The organism is Candidatus Formimonas warabiya (assembly GCF_002777255.1).
GTDB classification, from domain to species: Bacteria; Bacillota; Dehalobacteriia; order Dehalobacteriales; family Dehalobacteriaceae; genus Formimonas; species Formimonas warabiya.
The window spans coordinates 6,067,526-6,091,454 of sequence record NZ_CP017634.1 but is presented as its reverse complement, the minus strand read 5'-3'; the positions used below and the strand labels follow the sequence as shown (position 1 = coordinate 6,091,454).

Here is a 23,929-nt window from a genome sequence, read left to right as displayed (position 1 = left end):
TAGAAATTATAAAGGAAAAGATTGGTGAAATCAACAAAAAAATTAGGGGCAGATTCTCTGGAAAAACTACTTGATCAGGACAAAAGCATATCTGTTGGGCACTTCATCTTTTGACTGTAAGACCTGGATGGGAAGGCCCAGGGGTCTTACGGTATCAAAAACATTAATGCCTAAAGAATAACAGTAGGGCCTCCGGTAGTCCGGATTTGTACACGGCCCTTTGCTGGACAGATGGCACTGCTTGCAATAATAGCAACCGCATAAAGCATAGGCAAAAAAATTGCCGTCCAAAAAGGCCTCTTTTTCCACTGTCCGGGCCACATAACTTAAGCGATCTCTGTCCTGATCGTGAATCACCAATATTTCTTGGTATTTACCCAGCATCTCTATCGCCTCTTGATAACTGGGAAGATTAGGATGGCACCGCCAAGTACCGTATTCGGAACAGCCAATACATTTTAGCCTTACTCTGGGATCAAAAACAAGTTCCTCTGCTGAAATCGTCCTCACATTTATCGCCCCTAAGTCCAGGGCTAACTGCTCATATTTGGACATAATCTCCTGCTCCTTTCCCCATATAACTTCTGTACAGGACAACATGAAAGAACTATTCCTTGAACTTCTTGTATATGCCTATTATAAAAGGCGGCTTTACATTAGTCCAATGAATGTTTATCATTAAATACATGAATAATTTTAATTAAGGAAAGGTTACTCATGACTCTTTTACAGTTTGAAATTTTCCAAGCGGTTGTTGAAACAGGAAGTTTTACTAAAGCCGGAGAGATTCTTGGGTTGACCCAATCAGCAGTCAGTCATGCAATTGCCGCATTGGAATCGGAATTTGGACTATCTCTCTTAAATAGAAACCGGACGGGCATTTTTTTAACCGAAACCGGAGAAAAATTACTCTTTAATATCAGAGAAATCCTCAACCACGCTGAACAGATTAAGCAAAAAGTATCCGAGATGCAGGGTATCATTACCGGTACAATCCGAATCGGATGTTTTTCGACTGTAGCAGCCAAACTGTTACCGGGAATACTAAAACAATTTAGTTCAAATTACCCCGCCGTTCAAATTCAGCTTTTGGAAGGCAGCTATACTGAAATGGAAAAATGGATTGCGTCCGGGATTGTAGATTTAGGTTTTGTCCTGCTCCCAAATAAGGAGTTGGAGGTAACACCCTTAATCCAAGATGAATACGTGGTTTTGCTACCGGAAAACCATCGTTTAAAGGGCAGATCCTTTATTCAAATCGATGAAATTGCGCATGAACCATTTATTATGCCTCTAGCCGGTTGTGAGATGTTCGTCAACAAGGCCTTTAAACAAATCAAAGCAAAACCCAATGTATTATTCGAGGTTGAGCACAGTAATACCATTTTGGCCATGGTAAAAAACGGCTTGGGGATTTCCATCGTACCGGAGCTGATTTTCCAACCACCGGGTGTGTTTACTGCCAGTCTAAAGCCTAAATTGTTTAGAAAAATCGGGTTGGGAGTACGCTCGGCCCAATCAGCCGCCCCTGCAACAAAAATATTTATTACCACGGCAAAAAATTGGGTAAAACGGGGTGTCATAAATGTCGGAGAATTTTAATCTAACCATCGGCGATATTTTAAAAACGCCCCATTTTAAGGAAGCGAAATTACTGGCCGGTGCCGGGGGCGTGAATCGGGTCGTGAAGTGGGTTCATATTCTGGAAGGGCGGGAATATGTTTCGGAAAGTGTGAACGGGATGGAGCTGATCCTTACCACCGGCGTTGATTTTACAGGAAAAGACGTGGCCTTATCATTTCTGGAAAAATTGATTCACAAAAATGTGTCCGGCCTTGGCATAGAACTGATCAGCTACATTACGGAGCTTCCCGAAGAAATGATCCGCATGGCGGATCAATACAATTTTCCCTTGATTGGATTTCCCAAGTTTATCCGATATATCGAGATCACCCGTTTTTTACACACGATTATTGTGAGCAAGACGAAAAATATGTTTCCCTATATTGAAGACTTTCTAGATCAGATCGGTCCTGTCCTGCTTTCTCCCCACGGCCTAAGGGATATCCTGATGTTTTCTCACCGGTATTTAGGGGTTAACGTAGCTTATTTCCCGGAACATGGGAACCCCCAGTTTGTTCCCGAAATTTCCTCTCTGGACATGAATAAAATCTGCAAACAAAGACTATCTTCTACCCGGACCGCGAATCAAGAAGAAAACTACCACTTTGGCCGGCTGATGACCAAACCGGTGCACGCTTTAAATAACCGGTGGGGAGAATTATGCTTTTTTTCCTTTAGCCGGGAATTATCCGGGTTAGACGAACAGATTTTAGGAAAAGTGGCTCAAATGGTCGCACAGGAGATGATGCGTGAACTATACATCCAAGAAAAGGGGCATCAGGAGGAGAATATTTGGTTGGAGAAATGGTTGAACGGAAAACTGGCCGAAGGTGAAGTATACAAACAATTAAAAGCTCTTGATACCCGGTCAAAAATATCAGGATACGCCGTATGCCTATTTGAATTTAGTGCCATGACAGAGGATAGTAGATTTCTAAAGGAATTAATTTTGGCTGTCTCCATGGTGTCCCGGTCCGCCTTTGAACACCACGGTTTCTACTTTTTAAACAGCGTCGGGGACAGCCGACTCACGTGCATCCTTTTAGATAAAAATATGCCCCGGACTTGGCAGAGCAGGGTGAAGCAGGCGGTTGGCCGTATTAAAGAGAGCATCGGCTCATTCGCCCAGAAAAGCCAAATTATGACTGGGATTGGCAAGCCTGTTAATCAGCCTAGTGAATTAAAGGAGAGCCTTGTCACAGCCCAGGAAGCGGTTGCGGTCCAAAAGAGATTTAAGATCGACGAACCGGTCTATGAATTGCTTCATATATATCGTGTTGTGTCCCGGTTAGATCAGGCTATCAATCTCACCGGTTATATTGCCGATTATCTTGGCCCCATCATCGAGCATGACGCCGAGCATCAAGGGGAGTTGATCAAAACCCTGAAAACATTTTACAGCTACAATTGTTCCAGCCAAAAAACTGCAAAATCCCTCCATATTACCAGGCAAACATTGTATTTCCGGCTGCAAAAGATCAAAGATATTCTGGGGGATGATTTTGTCAGTCGTGAGAAACGACTGGCTATTGAACTGGCCATTTGTGCTTATGAATACGTAAACGGTTAAAAAGCCCAAAGGGCTTTTCGGGATCCGGTTAACCGGGTACTGGGAAAATCAATTGCTCACTTGCTCATACCCATAAGGAACCCTTCAGACCAAGCGGCAAGCAGAACGAGACGAGCATGAGGTCGACAGCGGGTCGCACTGCAGGACGCAGTGCGTCGGCAACTGAGACACGGATGTCGCAAATTTAACCTGTGCCCGCTGAAGGCCGAATGGGAGTCCGTTCCTGCTCCACGAAGGTCTAGGGTGACGTTGGGTATTAGTAAGTAAGCAGTATGGATTTAATTGTTTTTCCCGGATCCCGGTAACCGGTACCCGGATCCCGTTTTTTTTATTTTGGAAACCAAAATGTAAAATAAACTTTTGTCCTTTGGGTTCATGTAATTGCTTTGGTTCTTTTGTATCATGAAGTCATAGTGAACCCGGCTTGAAAAGGAGGAAATAGGTTTTCCATGACAAATTCTCCGTCATTATTAATGGGTGCCACCCAGAAAAGGACGTTGCGCACTATTGAGCTGCTCATATTTGTGCTATCTGTAGGCGAGGGAATGACCGCCCCGGCCATTCCCTTGCTGGGAGAAAGCTTAGGCGCATCCTACAGCTTCATTGGCTTCTTCATGACAGGGTTTTCTTTTGCTTATGGGGCCATGACACTTGTGTCCGGAAGGTTGTCGGACTACTGGGGGCGGAAATGGATCCTTATCTCTAGTATCATCCTCTGTTTCTTCTCGTCCCTCGGTTATTGCCTGGCCCAAACCGGGGGCAGCTTGCTTTTTTTCCGAACCATGGAAGGGATGGGCAAAGGAGCCCTTTGGGTTATCGCCGAAGCCATCTTGGCCGATAATACCTCCGTGGAAAATAGGAGCAGGGCTACAGGACGGTTTACCGTAGCCTATGGACTGGGGGCCATGATTGGTTGCCTGAGTGGAGGTTTCCTGATGCAATTTATTGATTTCAAAGCCGTGTTCCCCTTTTACCCTGTTTTCTGTTTCATCTCTATCGGCGTAGCTCTAAAAGGGATCAATGAGATACCGGTAAGCCATGAACATCACCAATTGTCCGCCCATAGAACGGACCTATTTAAAGAAGTCAAAGCTATTTTGCCGATTTGTTATGTGTTTTTTACCTATACCGGATTCCTCTATTCCGTCTGGGGGCTGCTCTCCATCGTTGCCTCCTATTATCAAGTTGATTATTTAGGTATCGGTGTAATTTTTGCTCTTTTTTGGTTTTGCCGGATCATTTCCTTTTGGGGAGCCGGCAGCGCGGAAAAAATTTGCTCCCGCAAGGTGCTTTTAATCGGTGGCGTGGTATTCTTAAGTGCAGCGGCCGCTCTCTTTATCCTGGCGGTGAATATTTGGTTTCTCATGGTGGCGGCGATCCTGGGCGGAATCGGTACGGGGATCTTGTTCACCTTATCCGTAGTAATAGTAGCGGACGCATCATCCCCGGGCTATAAGGGGTTTGCCATGGGGGCCATGGAATTTGCCGGGTCGGTGGGCATGGTTGCTCAAACCGCATTGTCCGGACTTTTAGGCCAATATGGCGGCATCCGGTTTACTTACTTGTTTACTTTAATTATTTGCTTACTAGGGATTGGCGTCGTGATACGCTTTGTGAAAACCGCCGGCCCAACGCCGGCACAGGATTGAACAGGCACCCATGCTTCCAGGTTTCCCTGTCTCCTATATCCAGCGGTTCAACCAGTATTTTTCATAAGCTATCTTTGCCAAATAAGCGGGAATGGTGGGCCGCAGCAAGGTGATAAAGGGACCCGGTTGATGATAGTAACGAACTGTGGAATAGCGGGCTCGCCCGAACCCGGTGAGCATAATTCAGGCGCCGTTTCCCGCGTAGCGAAATCCGGGACTCAAGCCCCGGGCTAAACGGGCGATATTGCGTGCCACCACTTCCGCCTGGTAATGGGCAAAAATGGCTGCTTTAGGCGCATAGGCTCCCATCACGGGAAGTTTTACCGCAGCTGCGTCGCCGATGGCATAAATGCCGGGATGTCTTGTCTCCATAGTATGCTGGTCCACCTCGATATATCCGCTGCTGTCCACCAGGTCCGTATGTCGCAGCACTTCCGGTGTCCAATGAGGGGCAATGCCCAATAACAAATCAGCAGGGATTTTTGTGCCATGATCTAAAATCAAGGCGTGCTTTTCTACCGCCAAGATTTTTGCTTCCGTAATTAATTCCATGCCTCTTTCCGCAAGCATTTTTCGCACGCTTTGCCCTACCTTGGGACCGGCTAAAGGTTCCGGGGAAAAATCCGGGGTGACGATGGTTAGTTTGACCTGATGGCGCAGTCCCCGCTGGCGAAAGAATTGATCCAGCAGGAACATAATTTCGTAAGGGGCGGGCGGGCACTTGTAAGGTAAACTGGAAATGAAGAACACGATCTGTCCGGAAGAAAAATCGGTTAACCTGCGGTTTATTTCCACAACCTCTTCAAATTGATAGGCATTCAAAACAAATTCCCGGAACCCCGGCACCGTTTCCGGGTGATACTCCACGCCCAGGGCGATGATCAGATAATCATAATCTAAGCACCTTTGTTTCGTGATGACGCGATGTCCGGCAGTATCTATCTCTACAACTTCGTCCAGTAAGGTCTCAATCTTTTTTCTTTCCAACCGCTTTAGCTCTCTGGTAATGTCGGCCGGTTTTCTTTCCCCGATCATCAGGAGCGGAAAAGATGCGGGATAATAATGGTTTGGTTGCCGGTCCACTACCGTTACCTGCATGGCCGAACCCATGGCTTTTTTCAAAACAGAGGAAGCAACAATCCCTCCCGCTCCCCCGCCCAGAATCAGCGTCCTTTGCATAATCTCACCTCAGGTTTATTTTCTCCCTGAGGTGAGAACCTTATTCTTTTACGCATTGGATAAAACAATGGCTTGGCCCTGCGGTCAGGGTCCAGGCCTTTTCCTAAAGGACCTGCAGCGTTCAAGCACTCGTTTCCGCACTTTGAGATATTTTGCTCTGTTTTTGATCATACAACCCCCAAACCACAAACAGCAGGATAATCAATAAGGGAAAGATACTGCCGCCCATTTTGAATACCCCGGCACTGTTCAGCAAATAGGTTAGCGTGGCGCCCGTACAAATGGCAAAGGCAGGCGGATCCACGTGAGCGTCCCCATGGTTATAAAATAATCTTGATCCAATATCACACAACTGGGAAGCAATCACTGCCATGGCAACGCCCCAGAAAATATTTCCGCTGGCTGCCACCGCATATGCTGCACCAATGGTCAGATGGTGCGTAATGGGCGTCCCCTGCCCGGCCTGCAAGAAAATCAAAGAAGCTGCCGAAATACAAAACCCTACAAATAAAGCATTGGAAGCGGTTGCCGGATCCGCCAGCATCACCTTCGTGACATAAGCGGAAAGCCCCCCTGCCCCGATGGCAATCATCACCTTCTGCCCCATGGTCTCCTGAAAAGCAAGCCACCGGTTGCTGCCGCCTAAAGCGAACCTGCCCCGGGCTTTGGCTTCCTCAGAAAGAACGCCGAATATTTCCTTCAGGCCATGTTCCCCAAAAACTACCTTCCCTGTTAATGCAACGATAACTACGGTTAAAGCCACCGTATCCGTTTGCCCCTGTCCCGCAAAAGATGCCACACCCATCTGAATCAGGTAGCCCAGTACCCCGAAAATCCCACCTACCAGTAAAATGTCCGGTTTATTTAATCCCATTAAAGATACTGTGACCTCTTTTCCTGATTTAAGATACCCTCTCTTTCGCGCATAGGCAGTAGCAACACAGGCGCTGGCAAAGGAAATATGGGGGCCAAAGAAAGGGCCGAAGGTCAATAAACCATGCCAGTTAAAAGTAGACCCGGCGATCCCTGCGGCAATCCCCGGCAATCCCACGAGACCGGTACAGATAAATGCGGGCAGTACGCCTACCGCTGATCCGAAAACTCCCCCGCAAAATGCAATGATCAGAAACATCCAATCGAACATTCTTATTCCCTCCTGTTTATTCTTTTTCCCCGTAAGCACTTTTGGCCGCTGACATCGCGGCATTGACCGCCGCGGTGTCGCCAAAAAACGCCACCGTATTGATATGCTGCGGACAATTGCCGGTGATTTCAACCGCAAACACGGCTCCGGCTTTTTGACCTACATCCGCTAAATAAAATAAATTGGGCAAGTCTGTTTGAATCAAGCCAATGGCATCAAACCGTTTATGCTCTAATTCCTTCCTGGGATCCGGCGCCATCCGCCTGAACAACAAGGCGATTGTTCCAGGCCGGGGAGCACGGATGATCCGCGTATTGATCACAGGGGCCGCCTCCTTTTTGATTGCTAGAATTTAAGCCGGGGATGGGGTGAGGAGATCACAGACGTGGCGATGATCACGCCTTCCCCGGCCAAATGATGAGACGCCGTATTTAGGGCCATCTCCACCGCCGGCAATTCACCGCACAGAAACACAAAGGCCTTCCCACCCATGCCCCGGGCCAGCCGGATTTCAATTAAGTGGATCGGGGCAGCTTTGGCCGCCACATCCCCGGCAATGACCGCGGACGCCGCATCCACCGTTTCAATGAGACCCAAAGAACCTTTCACCTCGGTAGTGGTAGTAGCCGTGAGCGCCGGTAAAATAGACGGATGGGCATTAGGCAGGATAAACTTGGAAATGGCAAAGGGAGCATCAAAATCATACCCGTTTTCCACCGATTCCCTTACCGCCCCCACATCCCCGGAGACAAGGGCAATAAATTTTCCCGGACAAAGAACCGTCGCCTGAAGCAATTCCACATTCCCCTGTTTTAACATTACGTCTGTTGCCATCAGTCCCCGGGCGATACTGCGATATTCGATAAAACCTAAGGCCAGTTTCACCTAACATTCACCTCTTTCCTGAACCTGTGCCGCCTGAATTACGATGAATGCCTCGTTTATTTCCCCTACCCAGCCTGCCATGCTGGAATGGTAATTGCAGCTCAGCTTTCCTTCTTCAGGAATCACCGCGATCAATTGGCCGTTTTCCACCCGGTCACCTTTTTTTACGACCGGCCGGGCCGGGATGCCGATATGCTGCTTCAAGGGTATGACGACCTGGTTGGGGAAGAGATCGACAATGCGTAAAGGAGGAGAACTTTCGTAGTGATTGAGCCCTAAACGGGATACCAGACGTTTAGTGGGAATACGCCGGTAGTCACGCCAGGACTGCACCATTGCTTGGCTCCCTTTGTAGGGATTTTTTACGTTCAGGCGCCCCAGTTCCCCTTTCACAGCTTGGTTGACCCGCCGGGGGGAAAGCCCCATGGGACAGGCAAAAAGGTCGCAAGCCCCGCACTCGGAACAGGAATAAGCCTCGGTGAGGGGAGAGCCTTGCATCCGGCCCTGATAGCTAGCCGCCAAGATCATCTGATGGGGATGAATGGCGTATCCTAAAAGGTTTCTCGGGCAGAGATCCGTGCAGAACCGGCATTGGCAGCAGATGGCCTGGGCCTGGCGCAAGACTGCGGCGAGGGGCCGGGAACTGATCTGGACCACCGGGTTGGTTTTGGGCAATACTAACAAGGCTTTGGTGGTTTTCGTCACCGGTTCCCTAAAATTTGTGACCAGCTTTCCCATCATCGGCCCGCCATTGATCACCGCGAAATCAGCCAGGTTGGTTCCCCCCGCCAATGCGATCATTTGTTCCACGCTTACACCCAAAGGGACCTGAAAGGTACCCGGGGCGGCGACGGCACCGGAAACCGTTACCCACTTGCGGGTCACAGGCTGCCCTTCCCTCGCTTCTGCCAAATTCCACAACGTCTCCACATTCAGCACCACCACCCCTACCTCCAGAGGAATCCCTCCCTGGGGCACCTGTCTTCCTGTGGTTTCATAGACCAAAACCACCTCATCTCCCGCCGGATAAAAATCCCCTAACCGTTCCACCCGGATTCTGGGGTAGGGGCCCAGGTGCCGTTCCACCTCATCAATGACTTTTTGATGCTTGGCCTTGATGCCGATGATCCCTTCCTTGGCTCCCAAAGCCTGACGTACCTCTTCCAACATTCCGCAAAGGCAGGCGGCCTCTGTCCACAGAAGGGTTTGGTCCACTGTGATCAGCGGTTCACACTCCGCCCCGTTCAGGATCACATACTCCACCTGTGTATCTAACTTCACGTGGGTGGGGAAACCGGCTCCTCCGGCACCAACAATCCCGGCATTCCGGGCTAATTCAGCCACTTTGTTACCCATGATTCACATCCTCCCCAGATCCTTCGCGCCGGTTCACGCGCTGTATTGCTCCCAGGCTGAAACAGCCGCCAAAGCAATTTCCATATCCTGTTCCACGGTGCCGCCGCTCACGCCAACGGCACCGAAGACCTTCTGTTCTTTTGCTAAGGGAAACCCACCGCCGAAGATGACAATTTGCCCGCTATTTGTCGTCTCAATGCCATAGAGGGGTTGGCCCGGTTGGGCAAGAGCCCCCAGGGTATGGGTCGGCATTCTAAGGGATGCGGCAGTATAGGCTTTCTTCCAGGCAATCTGAATACTGGTGAGCAGTGCTTCATCCTGCCGTTCCAAGACAAGAAGGTTTCCGGTGCTGTCGACTACTGCAGTAACAATAGGCAGGTTTATTTCCTGGGCCTTGGCCTCTGCCGCAGTGACCAGTTTCCTGGCCAGGTCCAGAGTAAGCGTTTTACCCGGCGGTGTGCCCAGCTTTTCCATCACCTTGTCTTTCACGAGCTGGACCAATTCCCGGTCCGCTTCCGCCCGGGCTAAGGCAAAGAGCAAATCAGACATCCTGTTTAAAAAAACAGTCACCTCGTCCCGCACTTCTTGTTGTTGCTTTAAGCCTACGACCAGCCTTTCCGCCCGACGCACCACAGTCCGGGCCAGATCCAGGGCACCGCTTCCCCCTGTTCCTCCAGGAAGAACAAATCCTGACTGTTTGGGCCTCCCCTCCATGAAACGGTCAATTTCGTTTTCCATGCGGTGAATATCTGCCGCCTCCACTTTTTCCTTTAATTTTTCCCTTCCTTCCGGCGTACTGGCCAATTCTGCCGCTACTATTTGCAGCATCCTTTGCACGCCCAGGATGGACTCTTTGATCGCGGGGCTTTTGGCCAAACCTCTGGCCAGACCGAGACAGGAATTTGCTTCGTCCACCGTACCGTAACAGTCCACCTGGAGGTCTGTTTTTAATACCCGCTTTCCGCCCCACAGGCTGGTTTCCCCTTGATCGCCTTTTTTAGTATAAATTTTCATGAGAACCACCTTCCATCGTGTCAACAATGCCAATGATGGCCGCATCGATCGGGGCGGCAACGGCACTGACGGCTTGCCGGGCCGTACTTCCCGTCACGACCAGAACAACTTCCCCAATACCGGCCCCAACCGCGTCAACTGCCACCACCACTGAATCCTTGGGCCGGCCATTTCGCTCTAAAGGACTAATCATGAGGAGTTTATATCCGATCAAATTAGCATCTTTTTTTGTCGAGACCACCGTCCCTACAACCTTGGCGATCTGCATCTTACTTAGCCACCTTCCTCATGGGCTTAATCTAACGGGAAATGCTGCCGTCTGCCTTAATCTGGATGCCTCGGTCACTGGCCAAATCCCGTGCCGCCGGTGTAATCAAGGTATTTTTTTCCACGCAAAGAACCTGCCCGGTCCATAACGCTACATCCGTAGCGCTTAACACCCGTCCATGGAAATAGGCTTCCTTTTTTATCTCGCCGGAGGGGCACCTGTTTTCCTTTTTCTCCCCTTTCACGGCGGCGCCAAGATCCTCTGCTGCGGCCAGGTTGATGCCATACTCCTCGAGGCATTTTAGGTGGGCGGAAAATAAATCCTGGTATCTTTGATTGGCCCGGGTCATCCCGAGTTTCACCCGTACCGGATTCTGGAGGTCACAAGCGTTACGGGCGGCAATCACCGGTTTGCCGAGAAACAGTCCTTGCATGATTAAATTGGTTACCAACGTATCGCAAATTCCCCCGGCCACTTTCGCAGCGGAATTAAAGGTTAACACAGGCACGAGCAGGATATCTGTCTCTTTCAGGATCGCCCCCGGATTCTTACCCGCCGCCTCGGTAAAGACCGGAACATCCCCCAGTTCCGATCGTACCCAATCTAACCCAAGCACTCTTTCCGCCGCAGGAGAAAGGGCAACTTGGCAATCGTACCCTTCGCCCATGAGTTTTTTTAGCTCTGCCCGCCCTTCTTTGGACCCAATGGTGCCCCCGCAAAAAAGGGCCAGAATCTTCTTTCCCCCACCCGGCTGAAGTTTTTTCAGCACTTCCTGGACAATTTTCTCTACTAAAATATCGGCTTCCATTCTTTATCCCTCCTTGCATGATAAAGCAATACCCAGCGGTGTCACCATCAGCGGTAAAGCGGGAAGATAGGTGGGAATGCCTGTTTCCTGCTCCATAAAGCGGTCGAAGCCGGGAAAACTGCACGTACCCCCGACCAGATACAGAGCCGGTGCATGATAACCCACCAAGTGCCGGCGTACAATAAAAGCGATTTTTTCCAGTACCGGCCTAATCACCGGAAAAAGCACCCTCTGGTGGATGGGATCCCGCTTCATAGCTTCCGCTTCCTCGGTAGATATCTTGAAGTGGCCGGCGATGACCAGGTCGAATTGAAAACCTCCCGTCGGCTCATCTGCCGTATAAATCACCTTTCCCTGGTCCAGCACGGAAATTCCGGTGGTGCCGCCCCCCACATCCACCACCACCCCTTCTTGGGTACCCAGCACCAGGGATGCGGCCGTAGGCTCGTCGATGATGGCGCACACCTCCAAATCAGCCGCTTCCAGAATATTACGGGTAACCCTGGCATTTCCTGACTCGGTCCCCGGGGGTATGGCGGAGGCGCCTATTTTCAGCTCCGTGTCCAGCCGCCGGCCCAAGGACTGGATTTGACTGCGCACAATCTGAACGGCCTCCAAATAATTGACGATGATTCCTTCTTTCACAACACGGGCCGGGGTCATTTCTCCCGCCAGAGGTATACCCTCCCCATCGATGGCCACGCTGACCACATTTGCCGTTCCCACATCTACCCCTACATAAACGGGGCCCTTTGGGGCCGGCACCGGATGAGGGGCCATGCGGCTGGCTAAACTATTGATTAAAGCATTGGCCTGCTCCAGTTGATCCACTGTCTTCATCTCTTTTCACTCTTAAAATGAAGGCAATTCACATGGGGTTCACCCTTTTGGCGGGGACATTGAGGATCATTGCAGATATTACAGGTCGCTTTCCGGGAGTTCTCCATCTCATTCCGGGCACTTGGGTCGCCGGGATTGTTTTGGTCCAATGGAGCATCCGATGCACCATCCTCCTCCAGGCGCTCCGCAGGCTCCGTTATTTCCTCTTCATCAACCCAACCCGGATTAACCGGTGTCGCATCTCCCTCATCAAATTCCTCACTTTCTTGCCCCGGCCCCCATGCCAACCCTCCATTTTCTCTTTCCTCTTCCTTGGCCTCAAAGGCTGGCACAGTTTCTTTGCTCAGAATAAACTGATCCAGATCCCGGTGAGGCCGGGGGATAATGATTTTACTTACCACGGTGCCCACCCTGGCCGAGGCCGCCGTCCCTGCCGCTACGGCAGCTTGAACCGCGCCCACGTTACCGCTGATCTTAATGGTGACCATACCTCCGCCTTTGGACAACTCGTATCCCAGGAGTCTCACATGGGCGGCTTTCACCGCTGCGTCCGCACATTCAATCGCAGTGGCCAGACCGACCAGCTCGATGACTCCGATGGAATCTAAACATGCCACGGTGCATTCACCTCCTCGTTGCGCATGGAAATTATATCTAACCATAAATTCTGGCTTTTTCTTCCCCTGTCAGGACCCGGATCACACCCTCCGCCAAGGCCCCGTTCTCATCTTCCCCCGGATAAATCAGGACGGGAGCAAAGGCCTTGACACCTGCCCTAATCAAATCAGTCAGCCTGCTTGAATAAGCAATGCCGCCCGTAATCACAATAGCGTCTATACTGCCCCCAAGGACCGCGGCATAGGCGCCAATTTCTTTAATAATTTGGTACACCATGGCTTCCAGCACTTGACCAGCACCAGAATCACCGTTGGCACTCCGGACTTCCACCTCCCGCAGATCGGCCGTACCTAAATAGGCGGTCACTCCGCCGTTCCCTTTCACCATCCTCAGCACTTCCTGCTTGGAGTATTTTCCGCTGAAACATAACTCCACCAGTTGACCGGCGGGCAAGGTGCCGGACCGCTCCGGCGAAAAAGGGCCTTCTCCATCTAACGCGTTGTTCACGTCCACCACACGTCCCTGATCATGGGCAGCTACAGAGATTCCTCCCCCCAGGTGGGCCACAACAAATCTACAATCCTGGTAATTCTTGCCCAAGACCCGGGCGGCTTTGCGCGCAATCGCTCTTTGATTGAGGGCATGAAAGATGCTTTTGCGCGGAAGCAAGGGGTGTCCGGACAAACGCGCCACGGGTTCCATTTCATCGACCACCACCGGGTCAACCATATAACAGGGAACCGCATACCCTTGGACCAGGTCATGGCCCATCAAGGCGCCTAAGTTGGATGCATGTTCCCCATACCGGTTGTGCACCAGATCATCCAGCATGGGTTCATTGACCAGATAAGTTCCTCCCGGCAGGGGTTTTAATAAACCGCCGCGCACTGCAACGGCACTAAAACTGACGATGGTTTCACCCAATTCCCTTAACCAGGACCTGATCATGTCCAGTCGATAGTTCAGCTGGTCGGTGACGCTAGGGAAGGTCCAGATGATGCCGGGCTTATGGCGGATGGTTTCCTCAAGGGGACTTTTTCCCTCTCCGTAAACGGCAATTTTCGTCGAGGTAGAGCCCGGGTTAATTACGAATATTTTCCACAAGAATTCATCACACCTATCATTTGGTATTTAGGACCGGAGATTAAAGCCCTCCACTAAAGTACAGCGCTGCACTCTGGTGAAGCTACGCGGCGAAGTCAACCCTTCCCCGGTGGGCCCGGCGATAGTCATAGTGCCGTAACCCTCTCCGCCCAGACCCACACCATTGTAAGAAGGTCCATTTTTCACAAAAATGGTGGTTTGAATAGCCCGGGCAAACCGCGTCATATTGTCAACGTTCTTGGAATGCATGGTTGCGGTATGACGGCACCCTCCTTCAATACATACGGCCAGCTCAATACCTTCATCAACGTCCTTGACCCGGACAATCGGCAGAAGGGGCATCAAAAATTCTTCCCTTACCGTGATGTGGTTTGCCGGTACTTCATAGATAATCACCCGGATGTGATCCGGTGCCGGAATGCCCATGGCATGCAAAATCACCTGAGCATCCTTGCCGATATAATCCTTATTGACTTGGCCTTCCGGCGTGGTCACCAATTTTGTCAAGCGATCTACCTCCTTTTCATCTTTCAGGAGATAAGCCCCGCTCTTGGCCATCTCGGCAATGAGCCGGTCGGCCACCTGTTCCACGACGAGCACCTCTTTTTCCCCAATACACTGGATATCATTTTCAAAACCCGCTCCGGCCACAATATCCCGGGCCGCTTTGGGTAAATCTGCAGTTTCGTCCACTAGGGCAGGGGGGTTTCCCGGTCCGGCACCAATGGCCTTCTTTCCGGAGGACAAGACGGCTTCGACCACACCAGGCCCACCCGTAGCAAGCAATAAATTAATTTTCGGGTGCTTCATGATTTCCGAGGCCTTTTGCAGGGTGGCCTCACGCAGGCAGACCACTAAATTAACCGGCCCACCTGCAGATTGCACGGCTAGATTCAGGATTTCCACCGCTTTTAAGGTGACATTTTTCGCGGCAGGGTGGGGACTGATCACGGCACTGTTGCCGGCGGCAATCATACAGATGGTGTTATGGAATACGGTTTCTGAAGGAGCCGTGGAAGGAGTAATACAGCCGGCAACACCGAAGGGCAATCTTTCCACCAGGGTCAGCCCATGATCGCCGGAAAAGACTTCCGGGCGAATGTCCTCCACTCCGGGGGTTCTTAAAATAGCCAGGTGATGTTTCAGCACCTTATCTTCATAGCGCCCCATCCCGGTCTCTTCTACTTCCATTCTGGCCAGCATTTCTACGTTTGCCATGCCTGCCTGACGCATCGCCTCAATGATCCTTTCCCGCTTTTCCAACCCCAGGGCGATCAAATGTTTTTGGGCAAGCCAGGCTGCTTCCACGGCTTCATTCACCTCATCGAAGATACCGTTCCCCGGACCGCCTCCCGGACCGTTTGTGGGAGCAGGATTCTTTTGCTTTAGATGTTCCAGCACCTTTTCCGTTACAATTCTCACTACATCTTCTGTAGCCACAATACAGGCACCTCCGTCATTTGTCTCTTGATCAACATTCCCTTTGGCACTGCCACCCAAAGGGTTATAAAAATAATTCCACTTGATCCCCGTTTTTTAAACCGGCCGCATTTCCCTCCTCTACATCCAGATGAACTTCCGTGACAAATTTTTCATCGACCCGGACTTTCACCTGATGCAGCGTCACAGACCTGTCCCCCTGGGTTTGCACCTTTACGAAATCTCCGTCTTGAATCCCCAGCACCCGGGCCTGCCGGCTGTTCATATGAATATGCCGCCAAGCCGCCATCACACCCCGGCATTGCGTCACGGCTCCTTGCGGTCCCACAATGGTTAAGCAGGGCGTCCCGGCCACCAGGCCTGATTCTTGAATGGGGGGCTGAATCCCCAGGGTATATCCGTCGGAAAGCAAAATTTCCACCTGGGTATGGGGTCTGGGCGGACCCAAAACCCGGACCTTGCTTAATACTCCTTTCGGACCAACCAGGGTCACGGTCTCTTCTGCCGCATAATAGCCCGGTTGGGACAGTTCCCGACCGACATGAAGTTGATGGCCCTTTCCGAACAGAGTTTCCACATCCTGTTCTGATAAATGGACATGCCGGTTGGAAATACCGACAGGTATCCAGACTGGATTTTTTTGATTTTGCTTTTCCAGAACCTTCCGCACAATTTCCCGCACAATCACAGCTTGATCTAAATCCACCGGTATTTTACCTCCTATATGCAAAAAACTGCCTGATTTAAGCAAAGATTAATCACTAGCCAAAAAGCCTCCGGCTCGCGCTAATACTCCCAAAACCCTTCCGGAAAAGAAGTTTTGATATGAGGCCAGTCCATAAAGGGCCGCCCCTTGAATAACCGTGCGGCATTGGTGCCAATGATTCTGGCCACACCGGGATCGTTCCGGGTGGAAACCTGCATCACAGGCTGGTTGAAGGGCATGCGGTGATGGGTAAGCGTAATCATCCCATCCTTGTCAATGCCTACACCGATCCCTAATGAGGAGGACTCCGCAGCTAATCTGGCCAAATTCATACTGTTGCCGATACCGCTGATCACACAGGAGGGCATTTGTTCTTCCTCCACGCCCTGCCGCACCTGTTCCACCGTCACGCCGGTGTTATCTCCTAATTCCCGGCAAATAATGATGCTTAAGGTTTCCTGTTGGTTTAAATCCGCCATCATCCATTACTCCCATTTTTTAAATTCTGGTAATACGAAAGTACCAGGCCGGTGGCCACAGCATTTCTCGGTCCCATCATTCCCCGCACATTGGCCCGACCCGCTACGATTTTATACTCCGCCAGCGCCTCCGTGATCATTTCCGGTATTTCAAAATCCAGCGCCGATCCACCCACGATGACCACAAAATCGAGGAGGCGGATATTTCCATTGGGCGCAATCCGGGTTAAGGCCCGGAGCACATTGGTCACAAAAACCCGCCGTTTCGCCTCCCGGCGCACGGTCCTGATTCTTTCCATAGAGTGGTCGGTCTCGATCGGTTCCATAGTGTTCCCATTCAGCACCACCACCCGGGAGAACAAATGGGGATCCAGGGGCTGATCAAAGAACTTCACCGAACCATCTTCCATGCGCATATGAAACAGGCTTTCCACTTTAGCCAAAGGCGAACACTTAATGGCTTCGGCCAGTAAGGTGCTGTCCAGCCCCAGTTCGGCCTTGATCAACATGGTCACCATATCCCCTGCACCGGCCAAGTGGGTATAAAAGACCTGATCCTGGCTGTTGATAATGGCCGCATCGCTGGAACCGCCGCCAATATCCACGATCGCCAGAGGTTTGGCGCTGCCCGGTGTGGTTAAGGCGCCTAAAATAGCCATATTCGCTTCCACGCCTTCAATTTGCACTTTGACGCCGATTTCTTTTTCTAATGCTGCCGCGATTTGCTGCATAGGCAGCCGGCTCGTTTTCACCATAGCAGCCAGGCCGACGGCGTTCTCCAAAGCGGATTCTCCCGCCACCCCGCCCAGCACTTCTTTAGGGGCAAAGGTGTCTACGGCTAAGATATCCTGAATGGCCATGGTTTCGATGGGCTGATCCGTCAGTTTGCTCATCACGGCACGGACCCGCTCCAGCATGCCGCCTACATTGGTCCCCGGCTCACCCCGCACATCCAAGACCGGCTTTACTTTTTCTACGGAAGACATAATCTCATCCGCGCCGGCTTCGATATTGATTTCCGCTTTATGATGCTGTCCCAGAATCATTAATTTTCCGGCCGGAATCCGGCGCGCGTGCACATCTCCTTGCGGCGTCTTAATCACGACGGCCGATCGATTGCCGATCAAAGCCCGTGATAGGGGCACCACCAGCTTGGTTTCCTCCGGATCCAGGTTAAATACCGTGGCGATACCGAAGGGGTTGGACAAGGTTTCAATCGTCCTGCCGCTTTCCGCTACTTCCACCGCTGCCGGCATATGGACGGGAACTTTATCGATATATTTAACTTCATCAACGATGGGCATGGAGGTTTTCAAACGGTTGCTGATCAACACTCCATCATCATTCTGGACAATCACGCCGACAATTCTGATCCCCTGATCCAGCTTGTGGTTGATTTCCGCCGCCACATCCGCGAAATCGTAGCCGGCGTTGATCAGTGGAATCACCGGTTCCTTTCCCCGGTGGCTCATCAATTCTTGAAAGGAAATAGTGGTCCCCACCCCAAAGCCGACGCCACCCGGTGTGGATGGGTTATGGCCGATGATGGTAGACTCGGTAATCACGGTTTCCGTGATCGTCTCCATGGCGATATCACCGATGACCGGTGTTGCTTCGTTGAGCAAAATCAGGGAAATGTCTTTAATCTGGTAGGGAGTATTTTCTAAGGCGTTATTTAACGCATTGACAATACCCCGGATATTTCGTTTGGTTCCTTTCACCCCGGTGGTCTTTTCTATCCCACTGGTATAAAACTCCAGTTTAGATCCGTTAATTTGGGCGATGGCAACCTCAGTAGTGGAGTTGCCAATATCCACGCCAGCCACCAATAACATCTTCTCACCTCTTCATCAATGGCCCGGAGCAAGGTTGAAGCCTTGCTCTGGGCACCATTCCGTATCACAGCACTAAGCCAGCATACCGCGTTTTTCATAGACTTCAGCAGCCTCGCGGAATAACTTAGCACAGGCTATGGCCTGATAGGTTTTTTCCAGATGTTCCGCATAGCCTAATAATTGCGCTTTCGAAGAACGGTAAGGCCGGAGGGAATTGTACAGGGAAAGCACTTCTTCATCGGGAAGAGCCGTCAATTCCATGGCCCGCCTTAAATTTTGCGCCAACTGGGGTCTTCCCGCCGCCTCGGCGATTTGGGCCTGATATTCCAAAATACCCGGGTCTGTGCGAAAATCCTCAAAATTGATCTGCCCCTTCATGAGCGCCTCCAGGGTCAATTCCTCCATCTTTTTACCGGTCTTGCTCCTGATCAGTTCAGGTCTTTTTTCTTGAAGGGGGAAGTCCTCTACGGACAGCTTTTGACCATCCCCTCCTGTTTTTTCTCCTGCCGATGGAGCCAGGGCATTCCCCCCCAGGGACTGCAAAACTTCACGAACTAATAATTCTATGTTTTTCTCATCCACGGATCATCACCCCCAATTTATTTGGCAAATTTATACGCGATCTCACGATGCGCGCCATCGATTAAAACCTCACTTGTTTCCCGATTATGGAGCAGCACAGCAATGGGCTGATAGATAGGAAGAACCGTCTGATCAAGCTGAACCGGGACAGGTATGGGACTGTCTCCTTTGGCGTATTTGGCAGCATTGCGGCCGATGGCCCGGTAGCGGTCTTCCGTGATCAGCGGCGCTAAAGGGAACAATTCCAGATTGGTTAACGGGTTCAAATCTTTTTGCGTAATTACTGTTGTTCCTTTGGATTGGACACCAATGCCAATTCCGGAGCCGGACAGTTTCGCGGCATAATTGCTGATAAAACCGACATCACTGGTGCGCTCCACCCGTACGACTCTCGCCACGCAGCCTTCCTCCTCAATTCCCGCAATAATTTCCCGGAGGACTATCGCATGGGGGATTCTTTTAATGGTATAATGCATGTTTTTCCCAAAAGCGGGAGCAATGCCGATGACAACTTCTTTGGGATTGGTTCCTTGTTTCGCTGTTCCTACGTCAGTAAGAGACATTCCTTGGGCGCTGTCCGGGCCGGCCCCATTTTTTCCGGCTGCCGCCCCATTGCCCATTTGCGCCAACACCTGGGCGACAATTTCTTCTATTAATTTTGGGCTGATATCCACTTCACGACACCCCTTTCGATCAGTATTTCATTAAGACTCATAGGTCTTGGGATCCACTTCTTGGGGAATCCTTTGCACCTTTTCCCAGGTTTCCGGATCCTCTTCCAGGCGGTATCCTGTTCCCGGGCCTTCATAATCATTCAGATTATTCACTGCGGCCAAAACCTGATTTTCCCCGGTGACAATGGCGGAGGTATGGAGAAAATCTCCCGCCACTTTATGTTTCATCATGGTTAAAACATTTTCCGCAATATCTTCAAATCCGTGTTTCGCTAAAGCCTTGATCAGATCTACCCCTGTCACGCCTTTTTTCATTAAATCCTGTGCGGCATTAATGTCCTCCCGGATATTGCGTTCCGGCATGTTCTTGCTGCCGTGTGCATAGGTGGCTGCTTCCACTTCCCCATCGGTAATTTCCGGCCAGCCCATTTCCGTAAACACGGCTTGCACGGCCCGGGCCGCCCTGTTCCGTACGGCAATCGTTTCTTCCTCTGTTACAGGTACGAGTCCGCCGTTGACAATCAGGTCTCTTTGCACCACTAAATAGTCGTCAAAGTCATTGGCATCAAAGTTTGCACCGGCAAACATATTATCATAATTGGGCACCCCGCCATAACCGGAAAAGATAAAATCCGTTCCTGCCCACATTAAAGGATAGGTGCGGGCAGCCCGGCGCAGATCCGACGGGGAGAAAATCTGATCGCACCCGGAAGCGTTCTCCAGATCGCACAGGGCCGTAATTAAGTTCTCGGAATGTACGGAACGCATCCCGCCCGGTACACACATGGCGATACCGTTGCAGCTGATCGATCCGTTCTGCAGTCCCTGTACCCCGCAGGCTTTGGTAATCATGATGCACTTCGTTTCCAGGTAAAGCATGGATCTGCCTTCCGCATAGCCCATCTGCACTTCGGAGCCGGATCCGGAGGTAAAGCGCAGCTTGATGCCCCGGGAGGCATAACCGGCCGCAAGGAAGGCCTTGGACCAGGGTGTATCATCCCCGTCCGCGAATACTCTTTCCGTCCCGTACACGGAAACCGTTTCCGCATAAGTTGTTAAACCGCGCATGCCCAGATCCAGTTCCAAAGCTTCTTCCACGGCGCACTGGGTCAACAAACCCACCTTCGGCGTCTGGCCGCCGATCAGGCAGGCGATGGCATTTAAAGGAGCGATCGGCGCCACACCGGTGGTGGTTTCTGATTCATCAAATCCCCGCAGCCGGTTTTCCGCAGTGTCCGCCGCCATTTGCACCGGATTATCCTTTTCATTGGTGGTATGGCATTGAATCCCCGGACGTCTGCGCGCGCGCATTTTGTGAATGCCCATGATAATTTCGCATTCATCAAGATAATTGGCCACCTCGACAAATTTAGCGGGGGTGAACCCCTTGGCAAGTCTAATGACGGCTTGGCGTGGTACACAAATGTCCACGATCATGCGGGCAATTTTTAAGGAGTCCATGGCCATGGCTTCCTCAACCACCGACTTGTCGATGTAATAGTCGGCAATAAACTGATCAATCATGTCAAAATCTTGGCGTTTCATGCCGTCCATTTCTACGACTAGGCCGTTTTCTATTTTAATGCTGGGTTTCGGATCATTGATCCCCTTGTTGGCCGTGATCCCTTTTTCCGGCCATTCCTTTAAATAGGTGTGCTTATTCACTTCCCTCTCCGCCAGGGCCTGGAATCTCTTGGTTTTAAAAGCTTTTCCTTCATATGCCACGTAGAATCACATCCTTTCTCGTATTGTTAACGAATATAAGGCGTCTGCAGTGACTTGGGGATACCACCCAGGGCGGGGAGCAATTTCAAAGCCGTTTCCCTGCCCGCAATCACCGCTTGTTTCACCGCGCCCGAGTCACCGGTAATCATAATCATAAATTCATTGGAGTGGGAGGTATTATAGGCCGGGGAGGCATGCATAACAATTTCCACGTTAGCAGCTTTAACGGCCGTATCCGCCATCACCACGCCCAAGCCTGCCGGGCACCCCACAATCAGCCCCCAGGCTTTACCCAAGGGAGCACAGAAGAATTTATTCAGGGCATAACTGGCCCGGGCGGTATACTGTAATTCACAGAAGTTACCCGCATCATTCATGTGAATGTCCCCGAAAGTCCAGCTTAAAGCGTTTAAGGTAATCTCCACGGCCCGCCGGGCATCGGAGACTTCCTCCGCCCCAAATATGGCTAAGGTGCCGTGTCCTGCATGTCCCTTGGTATCCCGGGGCAGCTCAAACTTCAACAGTTCCGTATTGCTCGCTTTCACGGCCTCGTCCGCCGCCATGATCTGGGGCCCGGCGCCGGTTCTGGACCCAATAATGCCCAAAGACCGGAACTTCGGATCAATGCCCAGCCGCTCCCGGAGCACATCATCCACATTGGCGATCACCAGGCCGATGGTATCTCCAAAGGCAGTGCCCACAAATTCCGTCATGCCGCATTTAAAGGTACTTAAATCAGGAACGGGGGCATCATTGCCCTGCATTTTCTTTTGCACCTCATCCATCACTCTTTTAATGATCTGTTCCTCTTGCACAATATCCACCTCCATTATTTTCAAAACCGGGATTCACGTGTTTCCATTTGTTTAGGTGGTTTTCGGAAGTATTTTTTCCGTATCTGTATGAGGCCGGGGAATCACATGAATGGATACGACCTCACCAACCTTTTGGGCGGCAGCGGCACCGGCGTCCGTAGCCGCTTTCACCGCACCCACATCTCCCCGCACCATTACCGTGACCAGCCCTGACCCGATCTTCTCATATCCGGTCAGCGTTACATTGGCAGCTTTTGCCATAGCATCCGCTGCCTCAATTGCTCCTACCAAACCACGAGTTTCCACTAATCCTAAGGCTTCTTGAGACATTTTCTTTTCCTCCTTTTAATGTTTGTCGACCCCATCGTAACTCGACATACCACTTTCCACCGGTACCACGCTGAATACTCCTTTTAATTTTTCACCTCCTTACCATTCTTCCATTGCTCCAGGCTCTAAAGGCCTAAATAAATCTTCAACCCGGTCAGCCCTTGGCCCGTAGCGGCCGACACAGGAAAATAGGGTTCTTTTACTCCTGTTTCCCCCAATATCGTATAAGCAGATGGGAGATCGCAACCTACCCGATCGATCTTGTTAATTACTCCGATCACCGGGCGGGAAAAGGCCTGGGCAAAACCATGCGGTAACTGGAGCTCCGGTTTATCGGCTGCCACAACCAGCAGGATCCTGTCGGCTTGTTGGGCACTTACTAACAGGGCCCGGTAAAAACGGGGTATCTCTAAATATTCACCGGGTGTGTCCATGAAATCGCCTACAAAATGAATCATCTGGGTCTTCCGGGCTTGATCAGTGCTCCCGGTTAAAGCATGAGAAAGGGTGGTTTTACCTGCTCCGGTCGGGCCAATCAGCATTAGTCGCATGTTAGGAACGGGTAATCTCGGCCTTTTGGAAACCTAATGAAAGGGCTAAATAAGTATTGGCTTCCTTCAAGGCAACTTCCAGAGCACTGACCGGGCCGGTAACCACCAGAGATCCGGTAAACCGGTCCACAAAAACGATGTCTACCGGGGCTGCTTTGACCGTGCAGTCTGCCGCAATAATGGCCGCTTCACTGGGCGTAATGGTCATCACACCAATAGGCGCCTTCTCCGTCAGGCCTAATTTTTCGGAAAGCTTCCCATCCGGATGGGAAATCAGATGGCACAGCGTCACCTGTTTCCCCGGCACATACTCTTGAATCACGCGTGGTTTATCCTCAGCCAAGGCCCCTTCCTCCTGTCCCATAATTTGAATGAATACCCATTTACGAAAATGATATCTTTCTCGTTCCGGAGTAGTTTTCTTGAATGCCTTAATTTTTCGGCAAAATGTACCGTAGCCCTGTGGTAAGAATTGCTCTAACCGCAGCACCTTTTGCTATTAATTCAACGCTGCAGAATGATCAAGACTCCTCATTTTTTTACCTATACAAGCATTTATTGCTCCCGGAAAGTAAAAATGGAATAGGGTGGTCTTTCCTTGCGCACTTCCTATCATTTATTGCACTTCTTTTGTCGGTGGCAGGAATTTATAAAAATATGGGGAATCATTTATTGCTCTGAATTTTCTTATTCTTTTTTGGCTGATCCGTTTTTTACCTGATAAAAAATGAATA

At 50.8% G+C, this 23,929-nt stretch carries 26 protein-coding genes; 3 read left to right on the top strand and 23 right to left on the bottom strand.

What is annotated here, in order from left to right; translation table 11 throughout:
* Window positions 1–66: 66 nt before the first annotated feature.
* The gene (locus DCMF_RS27415) at window positions 67–555 is read right to left on the bottom strand and encodes a DUF2284 domain-containing protein (protein ID WP_214658951.1); all 489 of its coding nucleotides are present in this window, start codon (window positions 553–555) and stop codon (window positions 67–69) included.
* A 162-nt stretch (window positions 556–717) separates the two neighbouring features.
* Between DCMF_RS27415 and DCMF_RS27410 the strand changes: the two genes are divergently transcribed.
* From DCMF_RS27410 to DCMF_RS27400, 3 genes are all read left to right on the top strand, one after another.
* Complete coding sequence (locus tag DCMF_RS27410) at window positions 718–1,602, top strand: LysR family transcriptional regulator (protein WP_148137386.1); 885 nt, start codon at window positions 718–720, stop codon at window positions 1,600–1,602.
* Window positions 1,586–3,193, top strand: coding sequence for a PucR family transcriptional regulator (locus DCMF_RS27405; RefSeq protein WP_148137385.1), 1,608 nt, complete (start codon window positions 1,586–1,588; stop codon window positions 3,191–3,193). Before DCMF_RS27410 ends, DCMF_RS27405 begins: the two co-directional genes overlap by 17 nt.
* Before the next feature lie 449 nt (window positions 3,194–3,642).
* Window positions 3,643–4,842, top strand: coding sequence for an MFS transporter (locus tag DCMF_RS27400; RefSeq protein ID WP_148137384.1), 1,200 nt, complete (start codon window positions 3,643–3,645; stop codon window positions 4,840–4,842).
* Window positions 4,843–5,025: 183 nt separating this feature from the next.
* On the opposite strand, the gene DCMF_RS27395 is transcribed toward DCMF_RS27400, so the two are convergent.
* The 22 genes from DCMF_RS27395 to DCMF_RS27290 all read right to left on the bottom strand — a co-directional run bounded on the left by DCMF_RS27395 (window position 5,026) and on the right by DCMF_RS27290 (window position 23,538).
* The gene (locus DCMF_RS27395; RefSeq protein WP_148137383.1) at window positions 5,026–6,021 is read right to left on the bottom strand and encodes an NAD(P)/FAD-dependent oxidoreductase; all 996 of its coding nucleotides are present in this window, start codon (window positions 6,019–6,021) and stop codon (window positions 5,026–5,028) included.
* A 121-nt stretch (window positions 6,022–6,142) separates the two neighbouring features.
* Window positions 6,143–7,165, bottom strand: coding sequence for a DUF7973 family transport facilitator (locus DCMF_RS27390; protein WP_148137382.1), 1,023 nt, complete (start codon window positions 7,163–7,165; stop codon window positions 6,143–6,145).
* A 16-nt stretch (window positions 7,166–7,181) separates the two neighbouring features.
* On the bottom strand, window positions 7,182–7,487 hold the full coding sequence (locus tag DCMF_RS27385; protein ID WP_214658950.1) for a BMC domain-containing protein: 306 nt from the start codon (window positions 7,485–7,487) through the stop codon (window positions 7,182–7,184).
* A 23-nt stretch (window positions 7,488–7,510) separates the two neighbouring features.
* Window positions 7,511–8,050 (bottom strand): BMC domain-containing protein, encoded by a 540-nt coding sequence (locus DCMF_RS27380; protein ID WP_148137381.1) that lies wholly within the window; start codon window positions 8,048–8,050, stop codon window positions 7,511–7,513.
* Window positions 8,051–9,406 carry a 4Fe-4S dicluster domain-containing protein gene (locus tag DCMF_RS27375; protein ID WP_148137380.1) on the bottom strand — a complete coding sequence of 452 codons (1,356 nt, stop codon included), beginning with the start codon at window positions 9,404–9,406 and terminating at the stop codon, window positions 8,051–8,053.
* 33 nt (window positions 9,407–9,439) lie between these two features.
* Window positions 9,440–10,420, bottom strand: coding sequence for a cob(I)yrinic acid a,c-diamide adenosyltransferase (locus DCMF_RS27370; RefSeq protein ID WP_214658949.1), 981 nt, complete (start codon window positions 10,418–10,420; stop codon window positions 9,440–9,442).
* The gene (locus DCMF_RS27365; RefSeq protein WP_148137378.1) at window positions 10,404–10,688 is read right to left on the bottom strand and encodes a EutN/CcmL family microcompartment protein; all 285 of its coding nucleotides are present in this window, start codon (window positions 10,686–10,688) and stop codon (window positions 10,404–10,406) included. The genes DCMF_RS27370 and DCMF_RS27365 overlap by 17 nt, the downstream gene beginning before the upstream one ends.
* A 31-nt stretch (window positions 10,689–10,719) precedes the next feature.
* Window positions 10,720–11,496 (bottom strand): flavoprotein, encoded by a 777-nt coding sequence (locus tag DCMF_RS27360; protein ID WP_148137377.1) that lies wholly within the window; start codon window positions 11,494–11,496, stop codon window positions 10,720–10,722.
* A 3-nt stretch (window positions 11,497–11,499) separates the two neighbouring features.
* Window positions 11,500–12,336: an ethanolamine utilization protein EutJ gene (gene eutJ, locus DCMF_RS27355; RefSeq protein WP_148137376.1), complete on the bottom strand. Its 837-nt coding sequence runs from the start codon at window positions 12,334–12,336 to the stop codon at window positions 11,500–11,502.
* On the bottom strand, window positions 12,333–12,953 hold the full coding sequence (locus tag DCMF_RS30285; RefSeq protein WP_269467153.1) for a BMC domain-containing protein: 621 nt from the start codon (window positions 12,951–12,953) through the stop codon (window positions 12,333–12,335). The genes eutJ and DCMF_RS30285 overlap by 4 nt, the downstream gene beginning before the upstream one ends.
* Window positions 12,954–12,990: 37 nt before the next feature.
* The gene (gene buk, locus DCMF_RS27345) at window positions 12,991–14,058 is read right to left on the bottom strand and encodes a butyrate kinase (protein ID WP_148137374.1); all 1,068 of its coding nucleotides are present in this window, start codon (window positions 14,056–14,058) and stop codon (window positions 12,991–12,993) included.
* 27 nt (window positions 14,059–14,085) lie between these two features.
* Complete coding sequence (locus DCMF_RS27340; protein WP_148137373.1) at window positions 14,086–15,498, bottom strand: aldehyde dehydrogenase family protein; 1,413 nt, start codon at window positions 15,496–15,498, stop codon at window positions 14,086–14,088.
* A gap of 64 nt (window positions 15,499–15,562) precedes the next feature.
* Entirely contained in the window at window positions 15,563–16,204 is a 642-nt protein-coding gene (locus tag DCMF_RS27335; RefSeq protein WP_250645162.1) for a phosphate propanoyltransferase, read from the bottom strand.
* 80 nt (window positions 16,205–16,284) lie between these two features.
* Window positions 16,285–16,686 carry a glycerol dehydratase reactivase beta/small subunit family protein gene (locus tag DCMF_RS27330; protein WP_148137372.1) on the bottom strand — a complete coding sequence of 134 codons (402 nt, stop codon included), beginning with the start codon at window positions 16,684–16,686 and terminating at the stop codon, window positions 16,285–16,287.
* Window positions 16,683–18,518, bottom strand: a complete 1,836-nt coding sequence (locus DCMF_RS27325) for a diol dehydratase reactivase subunit alpha (protein WP_148137371.1) — start codon at window positions 18,516–18,518, stop codon at window positions 16,683–16,685. The genes DCMF_RS27330 and DCMF_RS27325 overlap by 4 nt, the downstream gene beginning before the upstream one ends.
* A gap of 72 nt (window positions 18,519–18,590) precedes the next feature.
* Window positions 18,591–19,100 (bottom strand): diol dehydratase small subunit, encoded by a 510-nt coding sequence (locus tag DCMF_RS27320; RefSeq protein ID WP_148137370.1) that lies wholly within the window; start codon window positions 19,098–19,100, stop codon window positions 18,591–18,593.
* A gap of 17 nt (window positions 19,101–19,117) precedes the next feature.
* Entirely contained in the window at window positions 19,118–19,774 is a 657-nt protein-coding gene (locus DCMF_RS27315; protein ID WP_148137369.1) for a propanediol/glycerol family dehydratase medium subunit, read from the bottom strand.
* A gap of 30 nt (window positions 19,775–19,804) precedes the next feature.
* Window positions 19,805–21,499, bottom strand: a complete 1,695-nt coding sequence (locus DCMF_RS27310; RefSeq protein ID WP_148137368.1) for a propanediol/glycerol family dehydratase large subunit — start codon at window positions 21,497–21,499, stop codon at window positions 19,805–19,807.
* Window positions 21,500–21,525: 26 nt separating this feature from the next.
* Entirely contained in the window at window positions 21,526–22,329 is an 804-nt protein-coding gene (gene pduB / locus DCMF_RS27305; RefSeq protein WP_148137367.1) for a propanediol utilization microcompartment protein PduB, read from the bottom strand.
* A gap of 36 nt (window positions 22,330–22,365) precedes the next feature.
* Window positions 22,366–22,644, bottom strand: a complete 279-nt coding sequence (gene pduA / locus DCMF_RS27300; protein ID WP_148137366.1) for a propanediol utilization microcompartment protein PduA — start codon at window positions 22,642–22,644, stop codon at window positions 22,366–22,368.
* Window positions 22,645–22,769: 125 nt separating this feature from the next.
* Window positions 22,770–23,186: a EutP/PduV family microcompartment system protein gene (locus DCMF_RS27295; protein ID WP_214658948.1), complete on the bottom strand. Its 417-nt coding sequence runs from the start codon at window positions 23,184–23,186 to the stop codon at window positions 22,770–22,772.
* Window positions 23,187–23,196: 10 nt separating this feature from the next.
* Complete coding sequence (locus DCMF_RS27290) at window positions 23,197–23,538, bottom strand: BMC domain-containing protein (protein ID WP_148137364.1); 342 nt, start codon at window positions 23,536–23,538, stop codon at window positions 23,197–23,199.
* Window positions 23,539–23,929: the final 391 nt, after the last annotated feature.